The organism is Timaviella obliquedivisa GSE-PSE-MK23-08B (assembly GCA_019358855.1).
GTDB lineage: Bacteria > Cyanobacteriota > Cyanobacteriia > Elainellales > Elainellaceae > Timaviella > Timaviella obliquedivisa.
On the sequence record JAHHII010000002.1, the window covers coordinates 286,443 to 303,343 of the forward strand.

At 48.2% G+C, this 16,901-nt stretch carries 25 protein-coding genes; 14 read left to right on the plus strand and 11 right to left on the minus strand.

Annotated features, from left to right (window positions below):
• The first annotated feature begins 5 nt into the window (after positions 1-5).
• The 4 genes from KME11_04805 (at position 6) to KME11_04820 (ending at position 2,976) form a co-directional block, all read left to right on the plus strand.
• Positions 6-347: a hypothetical protein gene (locus KME11_04805; protein ID MBW4514524.1), complete on the plus strand. Its 342-nt coding sequence runs from the start codon at positions 6-8 to the stop codon at positions 345-347.
• Complete coding sequence (locus KME11_04810) at positions 347-2,098, plus strand: hypothetical protein (GenBank protein MBW4514525.1); 1,752 nt, start codon at positions 347-349, stop codon at positions 2,096-2,098. Before KME11_04805 ends, KME11_04810 begins: the two co-directional genes overlap by 1 nt.
• Positions 2,091-2,477 carry a hypothetical protein gene (locus tag KME11_04815; GenBank protein ID MBW4514526.1) on the plus strand — a complete coding sequence of 129 codons (387 nt, stop codon included), beginning with the start codon at positions 2,091-2,093 and terminating at the stop codon, positions 2,475-2,477. Before KME11_04810 ends, KME11_04815 begins: the two co-directional genes overlap by 8 nt.
• A 136-nt stretch (positions 2,478-2,613) precedes the next feature.
• Positions 2,614-2,976 (plus strand): hypothetical protein, encoded by a 363-nt coding sequence (locus KME11_04820; protein MBW4514527.1) that lies wholly within the window; start codon positions 2,614-2,616, stop codon positions 2,974-2,976.
• Here KME11_04820 and KME11_04825 read toward each other — a convergent pair.
• From KME11_04825 to KME11_04845, 5 genes are all read right to left on the minus strand, one after another.
• Positions 2,962-3,276 carry a hypothetical protein gene (locus KME11_04825; GenBank protein MBW4514528.1) on the minus strand — a complete coding sequence of 105 codons (315 nt, stop codon included), beginning with the start codon at positions 3,274-3,276 and terminating at the stop codon, positions 2,962-2,964. The genes KME11_04820 and KME11_04825 overlap by 15 nt on opposite strands.
• Before the next feature lie 137 nt (positions 3,277-3,413).
• Positions 3,414-3,998, minus strand: a complete 585-nt coding sequence (locus KME11_04830) for a hypothetical protein (GenBank protein ID MBW4514529.1) — start codon at positions 3,996-3,998, stop codon at positions 3,414-3,416.
• A gap of 347 nt (positions 3,999-4,345) precedes the next feature.
• Positions 4,346-5,296 (minus strand): pGP6-D family virulence protein, encoded by a 951-nt coding sequence (locus KME11_04835; protein ID MBW4514530.1) that lies wholly within the window; start codon positions 5,294-5,296, stop codon positions 4,346-4,348.
• 29 nt (positions 5,297-5,325) lie between these two features.
• The gene (locus tag KME11_04840) at positions 5,326-6,105 is read right to left on the minus strand and encodes a sigma-70 family RNA polymerase sigma factor (GenBank protein ID MBW4514531.1); all 780 of its coding nucleotides are present in this window, start codon (positions 6,103-6,105) and stop codon (positions 5,326-5,328) included.
• A gap of 121 nt (positions 6,106-6,226) precedes the next feature.
• Complete coding sequence (locus tag KME11_04845; protein MBW4514532.1) at positions 6,227-6,697, minus strand: hypothetical protein; 471 nt, start codon at positions 6,695-6,697, stop codon at positions 6,227-6,229.
• 179 nt (positions 6,698-6,876) lie between these two features.
• On the opposite strand from KME11_04845, the gene KME11_04850 reads away from it, so the two are divergent.
• On the plus strand, positions 6,877-7,026 hold the full coding sequence (locus KME11_04850) for a hypothetical protein (protein ID MBW4514533.1): 150 nt from the start codon (positions 6,877-6,879) through the stop codon (positions 7,024-7,026).
• Between the two features lie 61 nt (positions 7,027-7,087).
• Complete coding sequence (locus KME11_04855; protein MBW4514534.1) at positions 7,088-8,020, plus strand: hypothetical protein; 933 nt, start codon at positions 7,088-7,090, stop codon at positions 8,018-8,020.
• Here the strand turns inward: KME11_04855 and KME11_04860 are convergent.
• Positions 7,971-8,336 carry a hypothetical protein gene (locus KME11_04860; GenBank protein MBW4514535.1) on the minus strand — a complete coding sequence of 122 codons (366 nt, stop codon included), beginning with the start codon at positions 8,334-8,336 and terminating at the stop codon, positions 7,971-7,973. The two genes, KME11_04855 and KME11_04860, sit on opposite strands and share 50 nt — an antisense overlap.
• A gap of 203 nt (positions 8,337-8,539) precedes the next feature.
• On the opposite strand from KME11_04860, the gene KME11_04865 reads away from it, so the two are divergent.
• From KME11_04865 to KME11_04890, 6 genes are all read left to right on the plus strand, one after another.
• Entirely contained in the window at positions 8,540-9,829 is a 1,290-nt protein-coding gene (locus KME11_04865) for a hypothetical protein (GenBank protein MBW4514536.1), read from the plus strand.
• Positions 9,816-10,271 (plus strand): DUF1257 domain-containing protein, encoded by a 456-nt coding sequence (locus tag KME11_04870; GenBank protein ID MBW4514537.1) that lies wholly within the window; start codon positions 9,816-9,818, stop codon positions 10,269-10,271. Before KME11_04865 ends, KME11_04870 begins: the two co-directional genes overlap by 14 nt.
• A complete protein-coding gene (locus tag KME11_04875; protein ID MBW4514538.1) occupies positions 10,271-10,468 on the plus strand; it encodes a DUF2997 domain-containing protein in 198 nt (65 codons plus the stop codon). Before KME11_04870 ends, KME11_04875 begins: the two co-directional genes overlap by 1 nt.
• A 64-nt stretch (positions 10,469-10,532) precedes the next feature.
• Positions 10,533-12,296: an AAA family ATPase gene (locus KME11_04880; protein MBW4514539.1), complete on the plus strand. Its 1,764-nt coding sequence runs from the start codon at positions 10,533-10,535 to the stop codon at positions 12,294-12,296.
• A 96-nt stretch (positions 12,297-12,392) separates the two neighbouring features.
• Positions 12,393-12,599 carry a hypothetical protein gene (locus KME11_04885; GenBank protein MBW4514540.1) on the plus strand — a complete coding sequence of 69 codons (207 nt, stop codon included), beginning with the start codon at positions 12,393-12,395 and terminating at the stop codon, positions 12,597-12,599.
• Positions 12,600-12,601: 2 nt separating this feature from the next.
• Entirely contained in the window at positions 12,602-12,997 is a 396-nt protein-coding gene (locus KME11_04890; protein MBW4514541.1) for a DUF488 domain-containing protein, read from the plus strand.
• Here the strand turns inward: KME11_04890 and KME11_04895 are convergent.
• Positions 12,994-13,335 carry a hypothetical protein gene (locus tag KME11_04895; protein ID MBW4514542.1) on the minus strand — a complete coding sequence of 114 codons (342 nt, stop codon included), beginning with the start codon at positions 13,333-13,335 and terminating at the stop codon, positions 12,994-12,996. The two genes, KME11_04890 and KME11_04895, sit on opposite strands and share 4 nt — an antisense overlap.
• A gap of 22 nt (positions 13,336-13,357) precedes the next feature.
• On the opposite strand from KME11_04895, the gene KME11_04900 reads away from it, so the two are divergent.
• Positions 13,358-13,555 (plus strand): hypothetical protein, encoded by a 198-nt coding sequence (locus tag KME11_04900; GenBank protein MBW4514543.1) that lies wholly within the window; start codon positions 13,358-13,360, stop codon positions 13,553-13,555.
• A gap of 125 nt (positions 13,556-13,680) precedes the next feature.
• Here the strand turns inward: KME11_04900 and KME11_04905 are convergent, their stop codons facing one another.
• Genes KME11_04905 through KME11_04920 form a run of 4 tightly spaced genes read right to left on the minus strand, consistent with a single transcriptional unit; the run spans position 13,681 to position 16,581 of the window.
• Positions 13,681-14,592, minus strand: a complete 912-nt coding sequence (locus KME11_04905) for a hypothetical protein (protein ID MBW4514544.1) — start codon at positions 14,590-14,592, stop codon at positions 13,681-13,683.
• Positions 14,576-15,445, minus strand: coding sequence for a ParB/Srx family N-terminal domain-containing protein (locus KME11_04910; protein ID MBW4514545.1), 870 nt, complete (start codon positions 15,443-15,445; stop codon positions 14,576-14,578). The genes KME11_04905 and KME11_04910 overlap by 17 nt, the downstream gene beginning before the upstream one ends.
• Before the next feature lie 60 nt (positions 15,446-15,505).
• Positions 15,506-15,949, minus strand: a complete 444-nt coding sequence (locus tag KME11_04915; protein ID MBW4514546.1) for a hypothetical protein — start codon at positions 15,947-15,949, stop codon at positions 15,506-15,508.
• A complete protein-coding gene (locus KME11_04920) occupies positions 15,949-16,581 on the minus strand; it encodes a radical SAM protein (GenBank protein MBW4514547.1) in 633 nt (210 codons plus the stop codon). Before KME11_04920 ends, KME11_04915 begins: the two co-directional genes overlap by 1 nt.
• Before the next feature lie 66 nt (positions 16,582-16,647).
• On the opposite strand from KME11_04920, the gene KME11_04925 reads away from it, so the two are divergent.
• Positions 16,648-16,845 carry an NblA/ycf18 family protein gene (locus KME11_04925; GenBank protein MBW4514548.1) on the plus strand — a complete coding sequence of 66 codons (198 nt, stop codon included), beginning with the start codon at positions 16,648-16,650 and terminating at the stop codon, positions 16,843-16,845.
• Positions 16,846-16,901: the final 56 nt, after the last annotated feature.

Consider the following 16,901-nt stretch of genomic DNA (forward strand, 5'->3'; position numbering starts at 1 on the left):
GGGCTATGGCAGGTTGGAAAGGGACGGAGAAAAAGGTCGAAATTGCTAATGTGAAAGATGTTTTCCCGGCAGATTTGGAGTGCGATTACGTTGATCCGGCGCTGGGGCGATCGCTGGTTGAACATCTGAAAAGCTATTGGCTGATTCGCCAATTGTATAGATACGCCGATGGCTACGAAGCCAACAAAATTAAGGAGATTTTAGAGCCGCAAAAATTCACGATTAAGGACTGGACTTGTATTGCTAAAGTCTGTGGATTTGGAATGTCTTGGTCTTATCGGCAGATTGAACTGGCTGAGGCGGGTCTGATGAACAGCAGTTTCAAATCAAGGAATGAGGCTAGTTAATGTTAGGAAACATTATTGACACTGTTCAAGGCTTAATATCTCCCCAGATGCGGGAATACAATAAAGCCCTACGAGAGCATCAGTCAGGTGGACGAATGGGCGGTCGAGGCACTGGCTGGGAGGCTCAGTATGGTCTGCCAAGCTTGGACGAATTGACCGCCACAGAGGAACGAGATAACCGCAATTGGTTGATCAAATTGGCGATCGTCAGTTCATTAACATTCACCACGTTTCTGTCCCAAAGCTTTCCCGGTTCCCTCAAGACGGCTTCTCTATTTTGTGCCACCGTCTTATCGGGAGTCTTCTATCTTCAAGAGCAGTCACAGGGATTGCGCGAACGACGGCGATCGCTCTTTAACCTTGCCGAGCTTCGCAAAGATAGACGACAACACGCCGCCACCCACCAGCAAGTATTCGATCGCAAGATTGCTGATATTCGTTCCTACAACCGTTTAATTGCACTAGGAAATACGTTGCCTGTGGGTCAGCGGATGGCTCTGTTTCAGGAGTTAGGGCTTGAGGGTTGGGTTCCTGAAAAGTGGGTTCCGGTGCAGGCACGATCGAGCAATCCTCAGTTCTTAGGAGAGTTGCCGAATCAATCACTAGAACTACCCGGAAACAATGTTGATCCGGTGCAAGCGGCAGGTGCTATCTATCGAGAAGCCCTGGGCAAGCATGGTGAGCGAAATAACTTCTTTTTCTTAGGCGGCATGGGCGATGCCAAAACATCGACAGCTCACTTCATGCTGTGGAACTATATCAACGATGCAATACTAACTGCTCATGGATCGAATGGAGCGATTAGTCCGCCTGTGATCATTGTCTTTGACCCGCACTACGGACGAAATAACAACGTTAAATTTCTTTCAACTTGGTGCGGACTGCCGCGCGTTAAGGCGTTGCCTCGAAATTTAGAAAACTGTGCGTTTAAGGGGAGCAGTGAAACCCTACTACCATTTCTCCAACTAGTAGCAGATGAGTTTGAGTATCGTAAGAAAAACGATCTTGCGCCAGATGAGCGACCGCCAATTCTCGCCGTTATTGACGAGTTCAGCAATTTGATGATGGAGCTTGAGGTTGAGACGCAAGCAGAAATTGGCAAAATTTTCAGAAAATTGGGAACCGAAAGTAGGAAGTTTGGTGTGAACTACTGGATCGTCGGACACTCTTGTACCAAAGGTGAAATTGGGCTAGATCGAGTCGTTCTCAGAGGTTGTGCGGCGATCGTCGGCTACAAGATTTTGACGGATAGTTCTCAAATCTCTAATCTTCCTCACAAACTACTTGACTCAGGTGTTGCGGAGGTCAGCGATCGCAACTTGAGAGGATTAAAACTTACAGGATTCGCTACCAGTCTAGGGGAATCGCCTTATATCCCGCCTTCTCCCCTCAATACTATTGAGATGGAATTCAAGTGGGGCGCAGCAGGTCAACCCGTTGGAGAGGAACCGCCAGCGGCAGAAGAGAGCGACGATCGCGGTATTTCCAAAGAAGCTGACGAGGAATCGCCACGGGAGAGCATGAAGCGCCTTAGAGAAGCGCTCGTAGCAATGCGCCAATGGTGGGATGTTCAACCGGGAAATCCTACTGATGAGCAAGTTGTTATTCTTTGGAGTCGGTTTAGCGGTGACCCTGCCGCAGCCGCTAAAGATTCCCTGGTTCAGATTCGCGGAGTGATGGGGTTAAGTCAAGAGGTGTTTGATCAACGAATTGAAAATATGAAGCGCCAAGAGGAGCAGATGGATGGGTAGGAAGAAAAGTTCAAAAAATCAAGCTTTTGATGATGCAACCGCTCGTCAGCAAAGACAACAGGCATTTAATATCATGCTTGGCTTCGACCAAGCACTTGAAGGGTTCTCAGAGCAGGAAAAGCAGGATATTCTTTTGTTCGGCGAGGAGCTATCTCAGGAAGCTAAAGAGCATCAAGCAAGGCTTTTAGTAGAAGCTCTAAAGGAGCAGCAAGAGCTAGTAACGATGGAATCTGAGTACCAAGTTGCTCGAGGTCAGTTCCTTCAAAACTTTCCCCAGTTTGAAGCAAAATTGAGAGCGATCGAAGATACAGGAAGGCGGCGACGGGATGCAGGATTAATGCAGGGCTTAACCCAAGGAGATATTAGTAAATGGGTTTGACATGGATGCCAAAAAATGCCAATATATACCCGTAGCGTGAAGAAATTAATTTCTAGCAAATTGAAGCCTCCCGTTGCACGAACCCTGCCCGCCTCGCTAAGGATGGTGCAGGGTTTAGTTATTTCTAGGAGGCTGCGTGAGCAAACAAGTTACTAGAGACGATCGCTTTGATGTGCGCTATGGAAAAAGATGGCGATACAATCGCAAGTGGAAGCGATCGGCTCATCTAATGACGGGTGGTATCTGCTGTCTATGCGCCAAAAATAAAAGTGAAACTCTGCATCACGTTCGTTATGTTGACGATGCAGGAAAGCCATTAGTCGATCGGGAGGTGATAGGGCGAGATATTTTTCCTGTGTGTGAGTCATGCCACGATCGCATCCTACACTCGGCATCAACATGGCATCGGGATAAAGTTGATCCAGTTTGGTTAAATCAAAACTTGCCAGAATATCAACTGCTGCTGAAGTCTCGATTCAGGCAGCTAAAGAAACCTTGAAATATCCACACCCCGTTCAGCAGCTCGCCTAAATCCTCGCTCAAATGCCTGCTGCCCACCGACAACCGATCGGACGATATCAGGCTGAAGAGAAGGGTAAATTGTGCCGAGCCAGCGAGCGGTTAAACCAACTCTCATCGTGGCTTGTTCGATTTCTTCAAGGTCGTTTTGGAGTTGCATTACTTCCTCCATGAACCTGGCGGCATTGACCCGCGATCGCTTGTCCATAGCGGCATAAGCCTCATACTGTAATTCAGGGGGCAGTCCATAAATTTGATCCATTAACCACTGGTCAAACATCTTTAACCTCAACCGATATCGCCGTTGATGCTCATCCTATCATTGGCATCCAAGAAATCAAGCTGAAGGCGCGATCGCCCTCCTCAGCAAGTTCATGTTCTCCAAAATTGGTACCGTAACTGATTACGGTACCAACATTAAATTCGTTCCACTCGCCACGATACCTCACGCCCCCACTGCCCCACTCGTACAAACGCAAATCCATCCCTCAAGAAGCGATCGCCCTTTGGAGCCACCCCTACCATCTGCTTTACCTCACTCGTTCGCAATATCAAGTTCTCCCGACAGGCTTTAGCCAGAGCATCAGCACGAGCAAGTGGGTCAAGAGGTGGGACAAACCGCTGGGCGATCGCCTGTAGCATCCCCAATACAGTAGTCTCGAAAGAATGTTCCAGAACGAGTTCAGAACGTTCAGAACGATTAGATTTTAAGTTCTGAACTTGTTCGTGAACGTTCTGAACAAACGAATTTGAATCTAAATCAGGAACTAGAGATGCTAAAAACTTGTTCAAGTATTCTTTACCCTGCCCTTTAGCCTGATGATATTGAGCGACCAGGTTAGCTTGCTCTGGAGTGATATAAGCCTCTAAGCCATCTCTGAAGGGAGTGATGCCGAGCCTTTTAAAGTACTCAACGTAAAGCGTCGTCTTTTTATGCTGCTGAAGTAAATCGGCTACAGGAACGCGATCGACTTGTGCTGGGATAGAGTCAATAGTTTGCATCGTTCGTGAACGTTCGTGAACGTTCAGAACTATAGCAGCTTTTAGAAAGACAGAGGCACAAATCCGTCAGACTGACGGATTTACCAACCTGGCAACGGCATTCCGATCGCCCATCCCTGCACCCAGTCGCATCATGCCTCTGCCGCAAAAGAATTCTTCAGCCTGTGGCGATTCAGCATTGTTCATGCTGCAAGGTTCCCTCTGCCTCCTCCATTAAATTAAAAACCGACAGCTTTACTAGAAGACTGTCGGTAAATCGTGTGTTTCCTGTTAACGACTCGGCTAGAGTTGAGTCAGCCTCTTTTGTAGCAAAAAGCTACTGACGATCGCATGATCTAAAGAATCCCTTAAGCATTCTCTAAAAGCAGTTTTCCTTTTGCTTGAAGCTCTGTCGGCAGCATTGTCAAAATTGATTCAATGAATCGGCATAGTGCGTCACTGTATTGCGTTTTGTCTCGTAGTCCAGTTTCGGTCTGGAAGCATTTCTGCTTGAGTTCACTTAGCTCTCCCTCCAATCGTTTACAGCGTTCCTGCACGATCGCCAGTTTCGATTCACAAACCGCGACCCTTGAGGTATCTGCGTAGCAGCCTACCTCTTTTGTCATCTCTTTAGGGGCAGGTTTTTCAAGCGTAGGCGGTTTCTCTGGCTGCACAAACACTTCGGAATAAAGCATGGGCAGTTTGCGCTGCGAGTCAGCAAGTTCAACCACCACATGATTCTTTTTTACCTCAAGGACTGTGGCGGCTTGCCCTTGAAACTCTCCGGCTGCAATATTAATTTCCGCTCCAATCTCTAAGCGCTCTTGAGAAACTGGCTTAGTTTTGTAGATTAACGTTTTTGCTGTAGCCCGATCGATCGCCCGCCCTTCCCGCGCCAAGGCTAGAGCCTGATCTCTCACTTCCTCTGGCACCGTTGCCGCCGATAGCATCCACAAGGCTGAAGGCGCAATATCAAAGTGTCCAACGATTGGACACTTTCCAAAGCGCTCATAAGCAGAAATGTAATTATAAGCCTGGGCACGGCACCAGCCCTTGAGCGCACACCAGCCATCAAACCCGCCTGGGCGAACATATCGAAGGCGATCGCGGACGTTCACAAGACGTTCACCCACTTGAATCACTTGGCTAACGTAGCGATTGCCCAAATCTTCGACCTGAAGCAACAGTACCGTAATTTCTATTTCCACCCTGTCTAACCATTTGCGTGTCTTCTCGTCCAATGCTCCATAGTCAAACTCTTGTGCGTCCTGAGTTTCAATAACCGCGCCCCCTTGCGGGTATCTCGAAGAGTGTGCCATTCCATTACCATTTTTCTGCAACAACGCATCTAGAATGCCCCTGCCGCAATCATCCGAAACCTCAGCCAGTCGATTCCTTCCTGGATTAGTTCTTGGGTCTGCTCAACAGACAATCCTTGCTGAGTGGCGATCGCCTCGTCAGGCAAGTTGTCCAAAAAGCGGCTCATGAGGCAGGAATAGTAAGGCTCGGATAATAACGAGAGATGCTGGCGTAGGGCTTTAATGCGATCGCTTGCCTCATCTGCCTCACTCGCATCACAGACGGCAAAGTGATGAGTGTTCTCTTCGAGAGAAACAACAGGCTTGCGGTGCATTGCCTGTTTAATCGTCCCCCACGTCCTACGGGCTTCCGTCTCGCTGGAGCATCTCGGCTTCTTCAGGAGAAGGGACACCGCAATTTCGTCAATGGATTGATTTCTACCAGCAGCTATAAATTCACGATGGATTTTCGCCACCGTGCCATGAAATTCAATCCAGCGGCGCGGAATTTTGTAGCTACCGCGCCAGTTGTCTCGCAGGAAGTGCAATATCTCACCTTTGATATAGAGCACAGCAAATGAACTAAATGCCACGTTACGCGCGGGATCAAAGCGTTGAATGGCTTTGTCTAGCCCAATCACACCGCACTGAATTAACTCATCCAAGTCTTCGCCACAACAATCTTTAAGTTGGGTGGCGATCGTCACCACTAGCCCGTTATTTTGCTTGATCAAGCTGCTTCTCAAATGCTTGACCTTTGGCGAGTCTGTACCCTTCGCTCGATGATACGCCTCCAGCATTTCGGCATTGTTCGTTTTTTTAATTACCATTGATGAGTTTTGCCGAAGCGTCCAGGAATTTACTACTTCTAAAATGGGAAAAAAAGTTGTCTTTTCTATCAGAATTGCAAAAAAATTTTCCTCAACAAATTCCGCCGCAGACTCAAGGTATTTAACCGAGAGCAGTTCTTCCAATTTTTTGCAATCGTTCCAACGCCTTCGCCATATCGTCTAGGGTTTGGTAGCTAATCGCTTTCTCTTCATCGCTCCCATTCCCCTTTCTTGCGTCCTCAATTTGACCTTGTAGTCGAGACGAGAGCAGTATTAAACCTGCTTTAGCTGCGTTGTAGCACCTTGCATCCCACTCCGCTAAATCGCCTGCTAGTGCGGTTGATTTTTGTTCTTGACGCTTATTAGAAACAGTTTGGAGGTATCGCTCTGCCTCAACTTTCCAATTCTCTGAAGCCGCTTTTTCTCGCAAATAAGACGGTGCGCAACCGTGCGTCTCTGCAAGCTGCTCAAGAGTCGGTCGAGACGCTTCATCCGGTGCGTGGATGTATTCCTCTTTAATCTTCTGCCAGTTGTATTTTGCCAAGGAGTTCCAAAACCGACACCGTGTCGGATCTTGTCGGAAAATTCCCACGATCGCCACCCAACGCCGTTTCTATCCTTCTAGTCGTTATATAGACAACCGTTTTTTCGATCGTGATGCGTGGCACTGATACGACTCACGCTCACTGTTCAGCAACACGCATCACAAAACCATTGCCGCTCACCGGAATGCTTGGAGAGGATTAGTTTAACAAGCAAAGGAGACACGAAATGCACACCCAACAAGAACTTCAAGCCATGACCGTTGAACAACTGATTGAAATCTACATTCAAATGGGTCTGCGCTCCACTCGGATGAACAAACATTTCATCGTTAAGGACTGGCTGATTGAAGACATCTTGCGCGGTGCAGGCATTTAGTTCACTCTCACGCTTTTATTTCACGTTTCTATCCAGTTCTAAACACATACAGGAAACAACCATGTCTTACACCATCAAACAACTCAACAACTTCAACTCCGCACAACTGAACGCGATCGCCATTGACCTAAACCTTAATCTTTATGGAGCTAAGAAAACCAAAGCCCAACTGATTAACCTGATTTTACAAGTGCAAGATAACCCTGAATTGCAAGTTACGTTATCCGCTGAAGCATTTCAACCTAATACTTCTGAACCAAAAGCGTTTCAACTTGCCACACCGCAACACACCCGCGAACAACTGACCGTGCGCGAAATGACCAAGCCTAAACTACAGGCGATCGCATCTGGTTTAGAGATTGAGTTCCAATCAGACTGCACCAAAGCTCAGTTAGTTGATTGGATCTTGTTTGCTCAAGAGCAAGTAGAAGTTGCTGAAACTCCAGAAGTTCTGGAAGAAAACTTGAACGAGGATTCTTCGGAACAAGTTGAAGTTGAGAACGAGATTGAGTGTGAAGTGGAGGTTGAAATCGAGGATGAGGACGATGTAGACCAAATTGAACTCAGCTACCACGAACGCTTGGTGATTTACCTGTACGATCGCGCTCAACACGATGATCAGGATGCCAAGGTTCTGCTGGCTGGATTGGGCGATTACATTCAATCTTTGAGCGCCAAATCTGCTAAAGCCATCAAACCTCGCAAGCCCTCTGGTGCTCGTGTAAATGACCCTGCTGCCAAACTGGCGATCGCCAAAACCTGTTGGGATGCAGTCCAAATCCATGGCTCCGTCAAACTAGCGGCGGCTGATTTGGACAAGTCGCCCCATTACACCAAAGTTCTGGCACAGGCTTACGCCCTCTACCAGGAGTCTGCGATCGTTCGTAATGCTTATGATGCGGGTGAGTTAGGCTGGACAAAACTGTACAACCTGGCATTCCGCTTCAAGAAGTCTGATACTCTCGAATCGGTTGAAGCTCAACTGGCGGCATAGACTGCCAAACTCGCGCTGACACCAGCGCGATCGCCCTTTCATCTCGCACGTTAATCCATACAACCTCTAAAACCCCACTTTGCAAGAGATTGCAGTAGTGGGTTAATTTTTGACGAATCTCTGACGATTGACAGATGGGCGATTTAGGTAGCTCCAACTGGTCAGCGATCGCTACAGGCACGATGCCCGCCACCAAGTCGCCATAGTTGTACACGGGGATAGACTCCCCCTGAAACTGTACCCGCTTACGAATTGCCCTAAGATCGCCCCTCAGAGTCTTGGTGCTGACCTGATTCACTGGTTTTGGTTTAGCCATAGCTTTAGTGTAATTTTCATCCAACCTAACACGACAGGATACAAAAGAAACACTATTGACACTTGATACAAAACCAGTGATAGTTTAAAAATCGAATTCGATAAATCAAAAGTCGAATTCGGGTTTAGGATTTTAGCTCAACAAAAAGCGATCGCTAGTTTTGCCAACCCCGCGATCGCCTCTAACACTCAATCAGAAAAGAAATGCAAGACTTAATTGAAACAGGGCTGAGCGAGGAAGTCAAACCTCCGCCAGACCATCCACGAAAGAACCCGCTGATTGGAAGGCTAATCAGCGATCGAGAAGCGAGTGATACCGCAGCCACTCGAACCCAGCTTGAAAAATTTGACGACATTCAAACCGCTCACCGGAACTTAGACCCACTGCGAACCGATGAGATTTACCTATTCGGCATCTCGGTAAATATTGGAGTTGGACGGCTCACCATTGACTGTGGTGAGATTGAGATTAACCCCGAACTGAGCGAGGCGATCGCGTCTGCTAATGGACGTTTTACCATTACCTTACCTATCTTCAAAGACCTGCTGAAGAAGGGCAGTAAGCTAGCAACTCGTCGCCGGAAGATTCAAAAGTTTCTACGGTTTGCTAACCCTTATTGGTACGTTTCAAAAAAAGATCTGGTTGCAGTGCGTGACGAAATCTTCAAGACCGTTGAAAGCGATCGTGATCAAGATAAGGGAATGTTGCAACTCTTGAATGAGTTGAAAGCAGAGGCGATGGCAGGATACGACAACGCTTTCGCTGATTTCCTTTCGGAGCTAGAAGCCGTATTGCTGAAGGCAAGTCCATTTAGCCGCGATCGCATTGATGAACTGCTAGAACGCTATGCCGAGCAATTCCCAACCCGGCAAGAGGTGCTAGAGAATTTCAACGTTGTGTTGGAAGGTCCGATCAAGATTCCAAGTCTGGTGGAAGAAGCCACTCGCAATGCTGACCTGGCAGAGCAGTTGGAACGAGAAGAACAGGCGCAGTTGAAGCGAATGAAAACTGAGCAAGCTGTCAACGTTCAGGTTAAAGAGCAGGCAGCGATCGCAGAGCTGCAAGCCTACTGGATTAAATCAGTTCAAGAATCCTTTGCCGTGGGAATTCGCAATGCTCAGGACGATGCTTATGGATTAATTGCTGACCTGTTGAGCGCGATCGAGCAGGTTGATGATCCGGCGCGGGTCAACGGCAATCTCAAGAAACGGTTGGACGGCAAACTTCGTGACCTGGAAACAGCCGTCAATCAGGTTGCTTCTGTGAATGAAGGTGGACTGGATACCAGCCTCCAAAGCTTTGCTGAGCAGGTACGACAGCTCAAGGTTTTAACGACTTCGGCGGTTGCTCCAGAACGGTTGCAGGAACGGCTAGAAGACTTGCGATCGCGCATGACCGAGGAGCTTGAGCAGGTTTTTACCAGTGATAAAAGAGGGCACAAAGCCCTTGCTAAATGGTTAATTTACGAGGAAGAAACTGATGTCACACTTTAGCCAAATCAAGACCAAGATGACCAATGAACGGGCGATCGTCGCGGCGTTGGAAGAGATGGGTTACAAGGTTGAGGTTCATCAAACCGCTAAGAAGCTCAACAGTCGATATTCGGCTGCACGGCGGCAAAAAATGAAGGCAAACATCATTCTTCGAGAAACAGCCGTTGATTTTGGCTTGCTCAAAACTGAGGATGGCACCTATGAGGTGATTGGAGACATGATGTATTTCCAGATTCAGATGATCGCCCAGTCGCTGCCGATGCACTATGCCAAGCAGGTGATTATTCAGCAGGCGGAAGAGTTAGGAGATGAATATGTCGTTGTCCCAAACTTTGTAAATAGCCAGCTTCAGGGCTACACCATCACCGTCGATAAAACACCCCAACTGGCGATCGGGCAGTCCAGCGTGACCAATCAAATATTTGTCGGAGGGTCTTACTAATGCAGATTATTTTCACCATCGATGCTCAGGGCAACATTACCAGCGAAGTGGAAGGCGGCGATGGTACTAATTGCCTGGATGCCACCAAGCCTTACGAAGAAGCTCTTGGCGACGATAAACCCAAGCGAGAAATGAAAGCTGAGGCATCGCAGTTGAACGCGATTTCCCTCACAACTAAAACTCAAGTGCGTTTGTAAGAAAAAGGGAGGTCACTCAGCCTCCCCCAATGATTTTGTATGTAGCAAACAAGGATTTTAACCCATGACTGCTTTCAATCGTATTCGAGATTTCTTTGGTGCAGCATTACCCGTCGTCGCACTGGACTCTCCTAGCGCTGAAGAACTGACCACCATTGAAAAAATTCATGTCGAGGTGGGCAAGCGGCTAAAGCTGCCCGTCTATGTCTTCGACCTGGCAGCCGGACTGCGCCAAGTGGTTTCGGTTCAGGAAGCCACCTACTTTTTGGAAGATGGTAGCGAGTTTGAGGGCGAAGTATTTCAGCACTCTACAGGGTTTTGGACGGGCGATCCTGAGAACGGTCTTGAGGAAAAGCAGCTTCGCCAAGAAAACCGCAACGTTAGCGGTATCGACCTCAAACCGATCGCCACTCAGTTCCGCAATCCGTTAATCGATATCTGCAAACACATTGAGCAGTTCGATAAAAAAGGGATCTTCGTTCTAATCGATTTGCATCATTTTCTAAGTGGCGATCGCACCGTTTGGGAGTTCCGTCGCTCCATCAAACACCTCGCCACAGCACTGAAACAATCCCATAAGCGGGTGGTGTTGCTAGGCAGCGATATTCGGCTAGATGCCGATTTCTCTGGGCTGGTTTACGACGCGCATAATATGTTGCCTGAACTGGCAGAGATTCAAGAGGCAGTCAACCTTTGCATCAACGATATGGAGCAGGAGTTTACGGCGATCGGGGGCAAAAATAAGTTCAAGGTGCAGCTCGACGGCGAGGAACGGGAGGCGATTTTTACAGCCTGTCGAGGGTTAAGCATTGAGGAGGCATTGAACGCACTGCGAATTGATATGCGATCGCGCCGTCGTGTCGATGGAGCCACAGCAGCAGCCGTAACATTGTTCAAGATTGAGAAACTGGAGAAGCTGAACATTCGCTTTTCTCATCCTCCAGACGTTGTGCCAGGTGGAGTTCAGGAGTTCAAAGCATGGGTGCAACAGCGAAAAAGATTGTTCAATGCAGTCGTATCTAAGCAGCCGATCAAGCTGAAATTACCCGTTCCTAGAGGTTGTTTAATTGTTGGGCCATCAGGAACAGGTAAGAGCCTATTAGCAAAAACTTTGGGCAACTGTTGGAATATCCCCATTCTGCAAGTCGATATTGGTTCATTTTATTCCAGCCTGGTAGGAGAAACCGAGGCGAACTTTAGGCGGTTTACGCGCATGGTGGATCACATTGGACCTTGTGTTGTACTGCTGGATGAGGTTGAAAAAGCGCTCGCTGGCGTTGGCGGGCAAAGTAACGACAGTGGCGTGAGCCAGCGACTGTTCGGTTCATTGCTGACCTGGATGAACGATAAAACCTCACCATGCTTTGTCGTGGCAACTGCCAACAATATTGAAGCGCTGCCGCCCGAATTCAAGCGTAAAGGACGCTTTGACGAAATCTGGTTTGTGGACACTCCTAACCAGGCAGAGCGGCGCGAGATTCTGACCGTGCATCTCTCCCGGCATGGTGTGGAGATGAGCGATCGCCACCTCGATATCCTCGTCAAGCTCACTGACGAATTTGTTGGGGCAGAACTGGGGCAGGTGACCAACGAAGCTGCGATCGTTGCCGCCGAAGCTGGACGTGATGAGATTCTCTTGTCCGACATGGAAGAGGCGATCGCTCAGACGGTTCCATTGGCGCGATCGCAGGCTGACACGTTGGCTAATCTGAGGGAATGGGCAACGACAGCGGCTCGTCCTGCTAGTAAGGCTGAAGCAGTGCAGGAGGCGATCGCCCAGCCTATGAACGGCAAGCGCGGTAAGCCTCAGATGTTGATCGAAGATTAAAATCATTGGGGTCAGGGTTAGTAAAATCTGACCCCAATAAAAGGTTTTGAAGTCATATCACTGAGGAAAATGAAATGAAAAGCATAAGGCTAAAAAATGGAACAACAGAGCTTCAGCAAACAGTATGTTAAAAGCATTGTTAATCTACAGTCTCAGCACTTGTGTCACAGCGTTGAAAATAAGATGATTTGCAGAGGTGGGCGCGATTTAATGCTGCGAGTCATGTTTGTTCAGAGATTGATTGAAGCGCCGACTGATGAGGCGTTTGATACAGCACGAAAAGAACATTTAGAGCAGAAATAATTATGAAAACTAGCTACTATGCCATCACGCCCGACACGACACTAGGCGCGATCGCCATCAGCCTTTACCCACCGCCCAACACTCGCTACCAGCAATACAAATGTCTGGCTCCAACCAAGCGCCTACTCAGCGAATATAAATACGATTTTCTAGACGAGGAGGGTTACACGAAAATTTATCGTACTCAGTTAGCAGAACTTGATCCGATCGCCGTCTGGAACGTGCTGCACCAAATCGCCGATCCACTTGGCAAGGTTGAGCCAATTCTGTTGTGCTACGAGCGATCGGGTTCATTCTGCCATCGGCGGATCGTTGCCGATTGGCTTGGTGCAGCAATGAATGTAGAGATTCCTGAGTTTGAAAAGCCGTCTTCAATCAAACAGATCTCGTTATTTTAAGGGGGGCAGCGAACCTCCGCCCCACACTCCCCATCCTCAAATACTCCCACCCGCACCGATCGCCCCGGATAGCGATCGGTGATTTGTTTGAGCAGGTTTTCTGCCATGTGTTCACAACTTAATCCGCCCATTTCTCCCCCAGGAAAGTTGGTGCGGCAGAAATCTAAGAAATCATGGAACTCTACTTCTCTGCAAGAATGATGCAGCTCTAGCTTCACCTCGACGTGAAAGAGATGGCGATGGCGTTGGGCAAGGTAGGCGCGATCGCCCGTTGCATCCTGCCAATGATGGAAGCCAGGGACTTGAAAGCGGATAATAGCTGAAGATTGAGTTTTCATAATTTAGGGAGAAAAATTGTAAGTGGAACTCCAAAACATTTTGAATGAGCGGTTTAAGACTTATCAGGATGCGATCACCAAGCATGGTCAAGAGTGCTTACTGATTCATGAATTGCCAAAAGAACCCGTAGGTTCTGTCAATCCCGTTAGTCATTTTTCAACGACTAGACTGCAATTAATCCCCTCCCTAGATGGATGGCAATATGTGGTGAGCCAGTAGGGCGATCGCCCCTAGTTGGCAACACGTCTGAACAGCCAATGCAGTCCTATTTGGAGAAGATGTTGTCTCATTTGGAGAAGAGGGCGTGCTCTTCGAGATACCCGCAAGGGGTCGCGCTATTTTTGTCAGGCTTTTGTCGGGTACAGCTCGCAGCCCAACGCTTTAAGTGACTGAATATGATGCCGCCAGTTCAGCATATTCATCCGGCTTTCATAGGCTGCCAACTGTACCGCCTTATCTGCACCAACTGCCGACTCATGATCACTGCCTAATTCATATCGAAAGTCCAGTGGATAGGGCGAGAACGTTTTGCCATCACACCGGGCTTTGTGGCTATCTGCCCAACGAATACCCACCAGCCAACTCGACGAGTCACCAGAGTTAATAGGCATGGCGTTTAGCCACTCATTCGGCGTTAAGCCCAGCAAATGAATCCACAGATGCGGATATTTGCGATGTCGTTCCCAAGCTGTGGCTACCAGTTGCTTGCGAGTTGCTCGGTCAGCCTGTACAACGTTGCCGAAGCAGATGCGATCGTAGCGCTCGGCAAGGTAATCAAAATAGTCCCACCCATCGTTAAACGGGTGATAAACAGGAATCGGTCGCAGCCCCATTCCTTCCAGCTTCGCGCGGGTTTTAATTTTGTTCTCCCGTCCGCCCTGGTCTAGTTCAATGAAGCCCCAGCACTTATCGCCTAACCGTCGATAAATGGCGATGTACTGTTCTAATAGTTCATCAAATCCGTCGATTTCATTTGGTGGCAATGCCAGCGCTTGATCCATGTTGCAGCCGTGAGCCTTGGCGTGTTGCTGGGTCAAGTGGAAGATGCCGGAGTCGATGAAAACCTTTTTGCCCCGATCGCACCATTGTTCAATCAAATCGACGGCACCCGCATTTTGCAATTCATTCACCGCAATCAGCAGATGATCATAGAGCGGTTCAGCTAGTGCCAGCCGCCCTGTTCCTGATGCCAGGAAGTAAACATTTTCTTCAGATGGGTCAAAGGTGCCACCGCCTGTTTTAAGCACGTTGGACACTGCCCACCCCCTTGACGTTCTCGTATTGGTCAAGGATGTGCCCAGCAATGTATTCGTCAGGCTGCACCATGACCAGCGATCGCTCTTCTGCCTTGAGAGTCAGTGGGACAAATGGACCGGGATAGGGTGCGAAAATCGCATCTTCTTTCAAATAGCCAGTCCACTTCTGCCAATCAGTCATGACATCAGCCACAACCATAATGTGCCGACCCAGGTTCCAGACATCGCCCTTATTAACCTCGTGGCGAGGGTTGGCGATCGTGATTTCTGTCAGTGCCAGCAAGGAGCCGTCTGATTTCTGCCCTGATTCCTGATGGTCGGGATCTGCTGATTCATCATCTTCAGGTGATCCTGAGTTTTGAGAGGTGTGATTGCCCCCTGCTGGTGACATGGGCGTGCCATTCTCGCCAAATATTTGTTTATCCTGAAAGTTCAGAACTCCCAAGTTGAAAATGCTGTCACATTCCTCAAGAGAAAACCCAGTCAAATCTAAGTCAAAATCAAGCTCCTGTAGAGCTTCTAGTTCCACTTTGAGCGATTCGTAATTCCAATCTGAAATGCCCACCTTATTATCGGCAATGCGGCAGGCTTTCTTCTGTGCCGGGGTCAGGTCATCCCGAATGATCACCGGAACTTCTAGTAAATCCAGCTTGCGGGATGCCAGGTGGCGACCGTGCCCTTTGAGGATTACGCCGTCCTCATCCACAACGATCGGCACATCGAAACCATATTCGATGATTGACCCCGCGATCGCGTCAATCTGGCTCGGTGGATGGAGTTTGTTATTCAGAGGATAGGGCGTAATCTTATCGATCGGCACCCAAATAATTTCAGGAGAGAACTGCTTAGCCATGCCGCAGCCTCCTAGTTAGAGTATTCATTTCTTACCTCGTAGATGCGCTCTAAAATTCCCTCAGCGAACCAGGCTTGTGACCCGTTCAGGCGACTCGAAAACATCTACTCGCAGTAATTTAATATGGGGGTCAAGCTGAATTTTGGCAAAATACAGGCACAAATCTTCTGTAGTGCCGCCAGCCAAATCTTGATGATCATTAATTAACTCAGGTAGCTCAGAACAAGAATACTTGAGCAAGTTTTCTTGTTCAATCATGTCTAAGCCATACATACCAGAGATGCTTCTTTCTGCTTGCAAATGCAGCGTCACCCGAAAATCATGCCAATGGTCATCCTGCCAAATGGGCGGGTTAAAGTGCCTGCGCCTGAATGAGTGGCTAATCTGATAGTGAAATATCACAGGGCACTCATGGGCGCAGCCTTGAGAATAGGGTACGGAAAGCCCTCGCAATGCCTCTGGGTAGTGCGATCGCGCCTTAAAGCTTGGCTTGAAGTTTTCCATTACTGCACCCCAATAAACTTATGGGTTTGCAGACTTAATCTAAACTTAGGATGCTGTTTGAGCAGGTCTAGAGTAAGTGGCAGAGTGCGATCGCGCTCATTCCATTCAGGTTGCAAACAAGCATTCCGAAGCGCAAGGTGCTTGTAGTAAAAATCAACTTCTTGCCCGGATGAAATCACAATCTTAATTTCATTAGCCCGCTGCCACATCTCTGAATGAACGGGATACTTCGGAGATAAATGCTGCTTTGGAGAAAGCGTCACCCATGTCGGATTTGGAATATTCTGCCAAAAAGCACCAGAGGTTTCAATCTGCACTTGTCGCCCAGTCGCGGCGATCGCTTCTACCAACATCGGCAGTTCTTTGTGAATGAACGGCTCCCCGCCAGAGATAACAACATGGGGCGATCGCAGTTCGTTGATTAATCCTGCGATGGTGCGATCGCTTCGAGGTGTACTTTTACCGCCGTCTGCATAACCTGTGTCACACCAAGGGCAAGCAACAGGGCAACCTGCCAGCCGAATAAAATCAGCGGGAGTGCCAGCCCAATAACCCTCACCCTGGATTGTTTCAAAGAATTGCTCGTGAATTGGCAGAGTAGTCTGCTGCGTAAATAGAGTCAAATTTTTCATAAACCGTTAATAGATGCATGGTGGATCATTCCCTAGTGCATTCTTAAACAAGTTCAGGATAAACCTATGGATACTCCCGTTGAATTGTCACTAGAACAGAAATTTAGTCTGCGATCGTTTGAGACTCAGGTAGAGCGAATGAGCCATGAACAGGCGCAGGATTTCCTGGTTAAGCTCTACGAGCAAATGATGGTCAGGGAAACTATGTACAAAAATTTTCTTAAACATGAATGGGGGATTGGAGAGCCTAAAATTAATCCCTAACTCTAATCCCAGAACCGAAATACTTGAGCAATTTTTCTATTGCTAATTCGGCATGA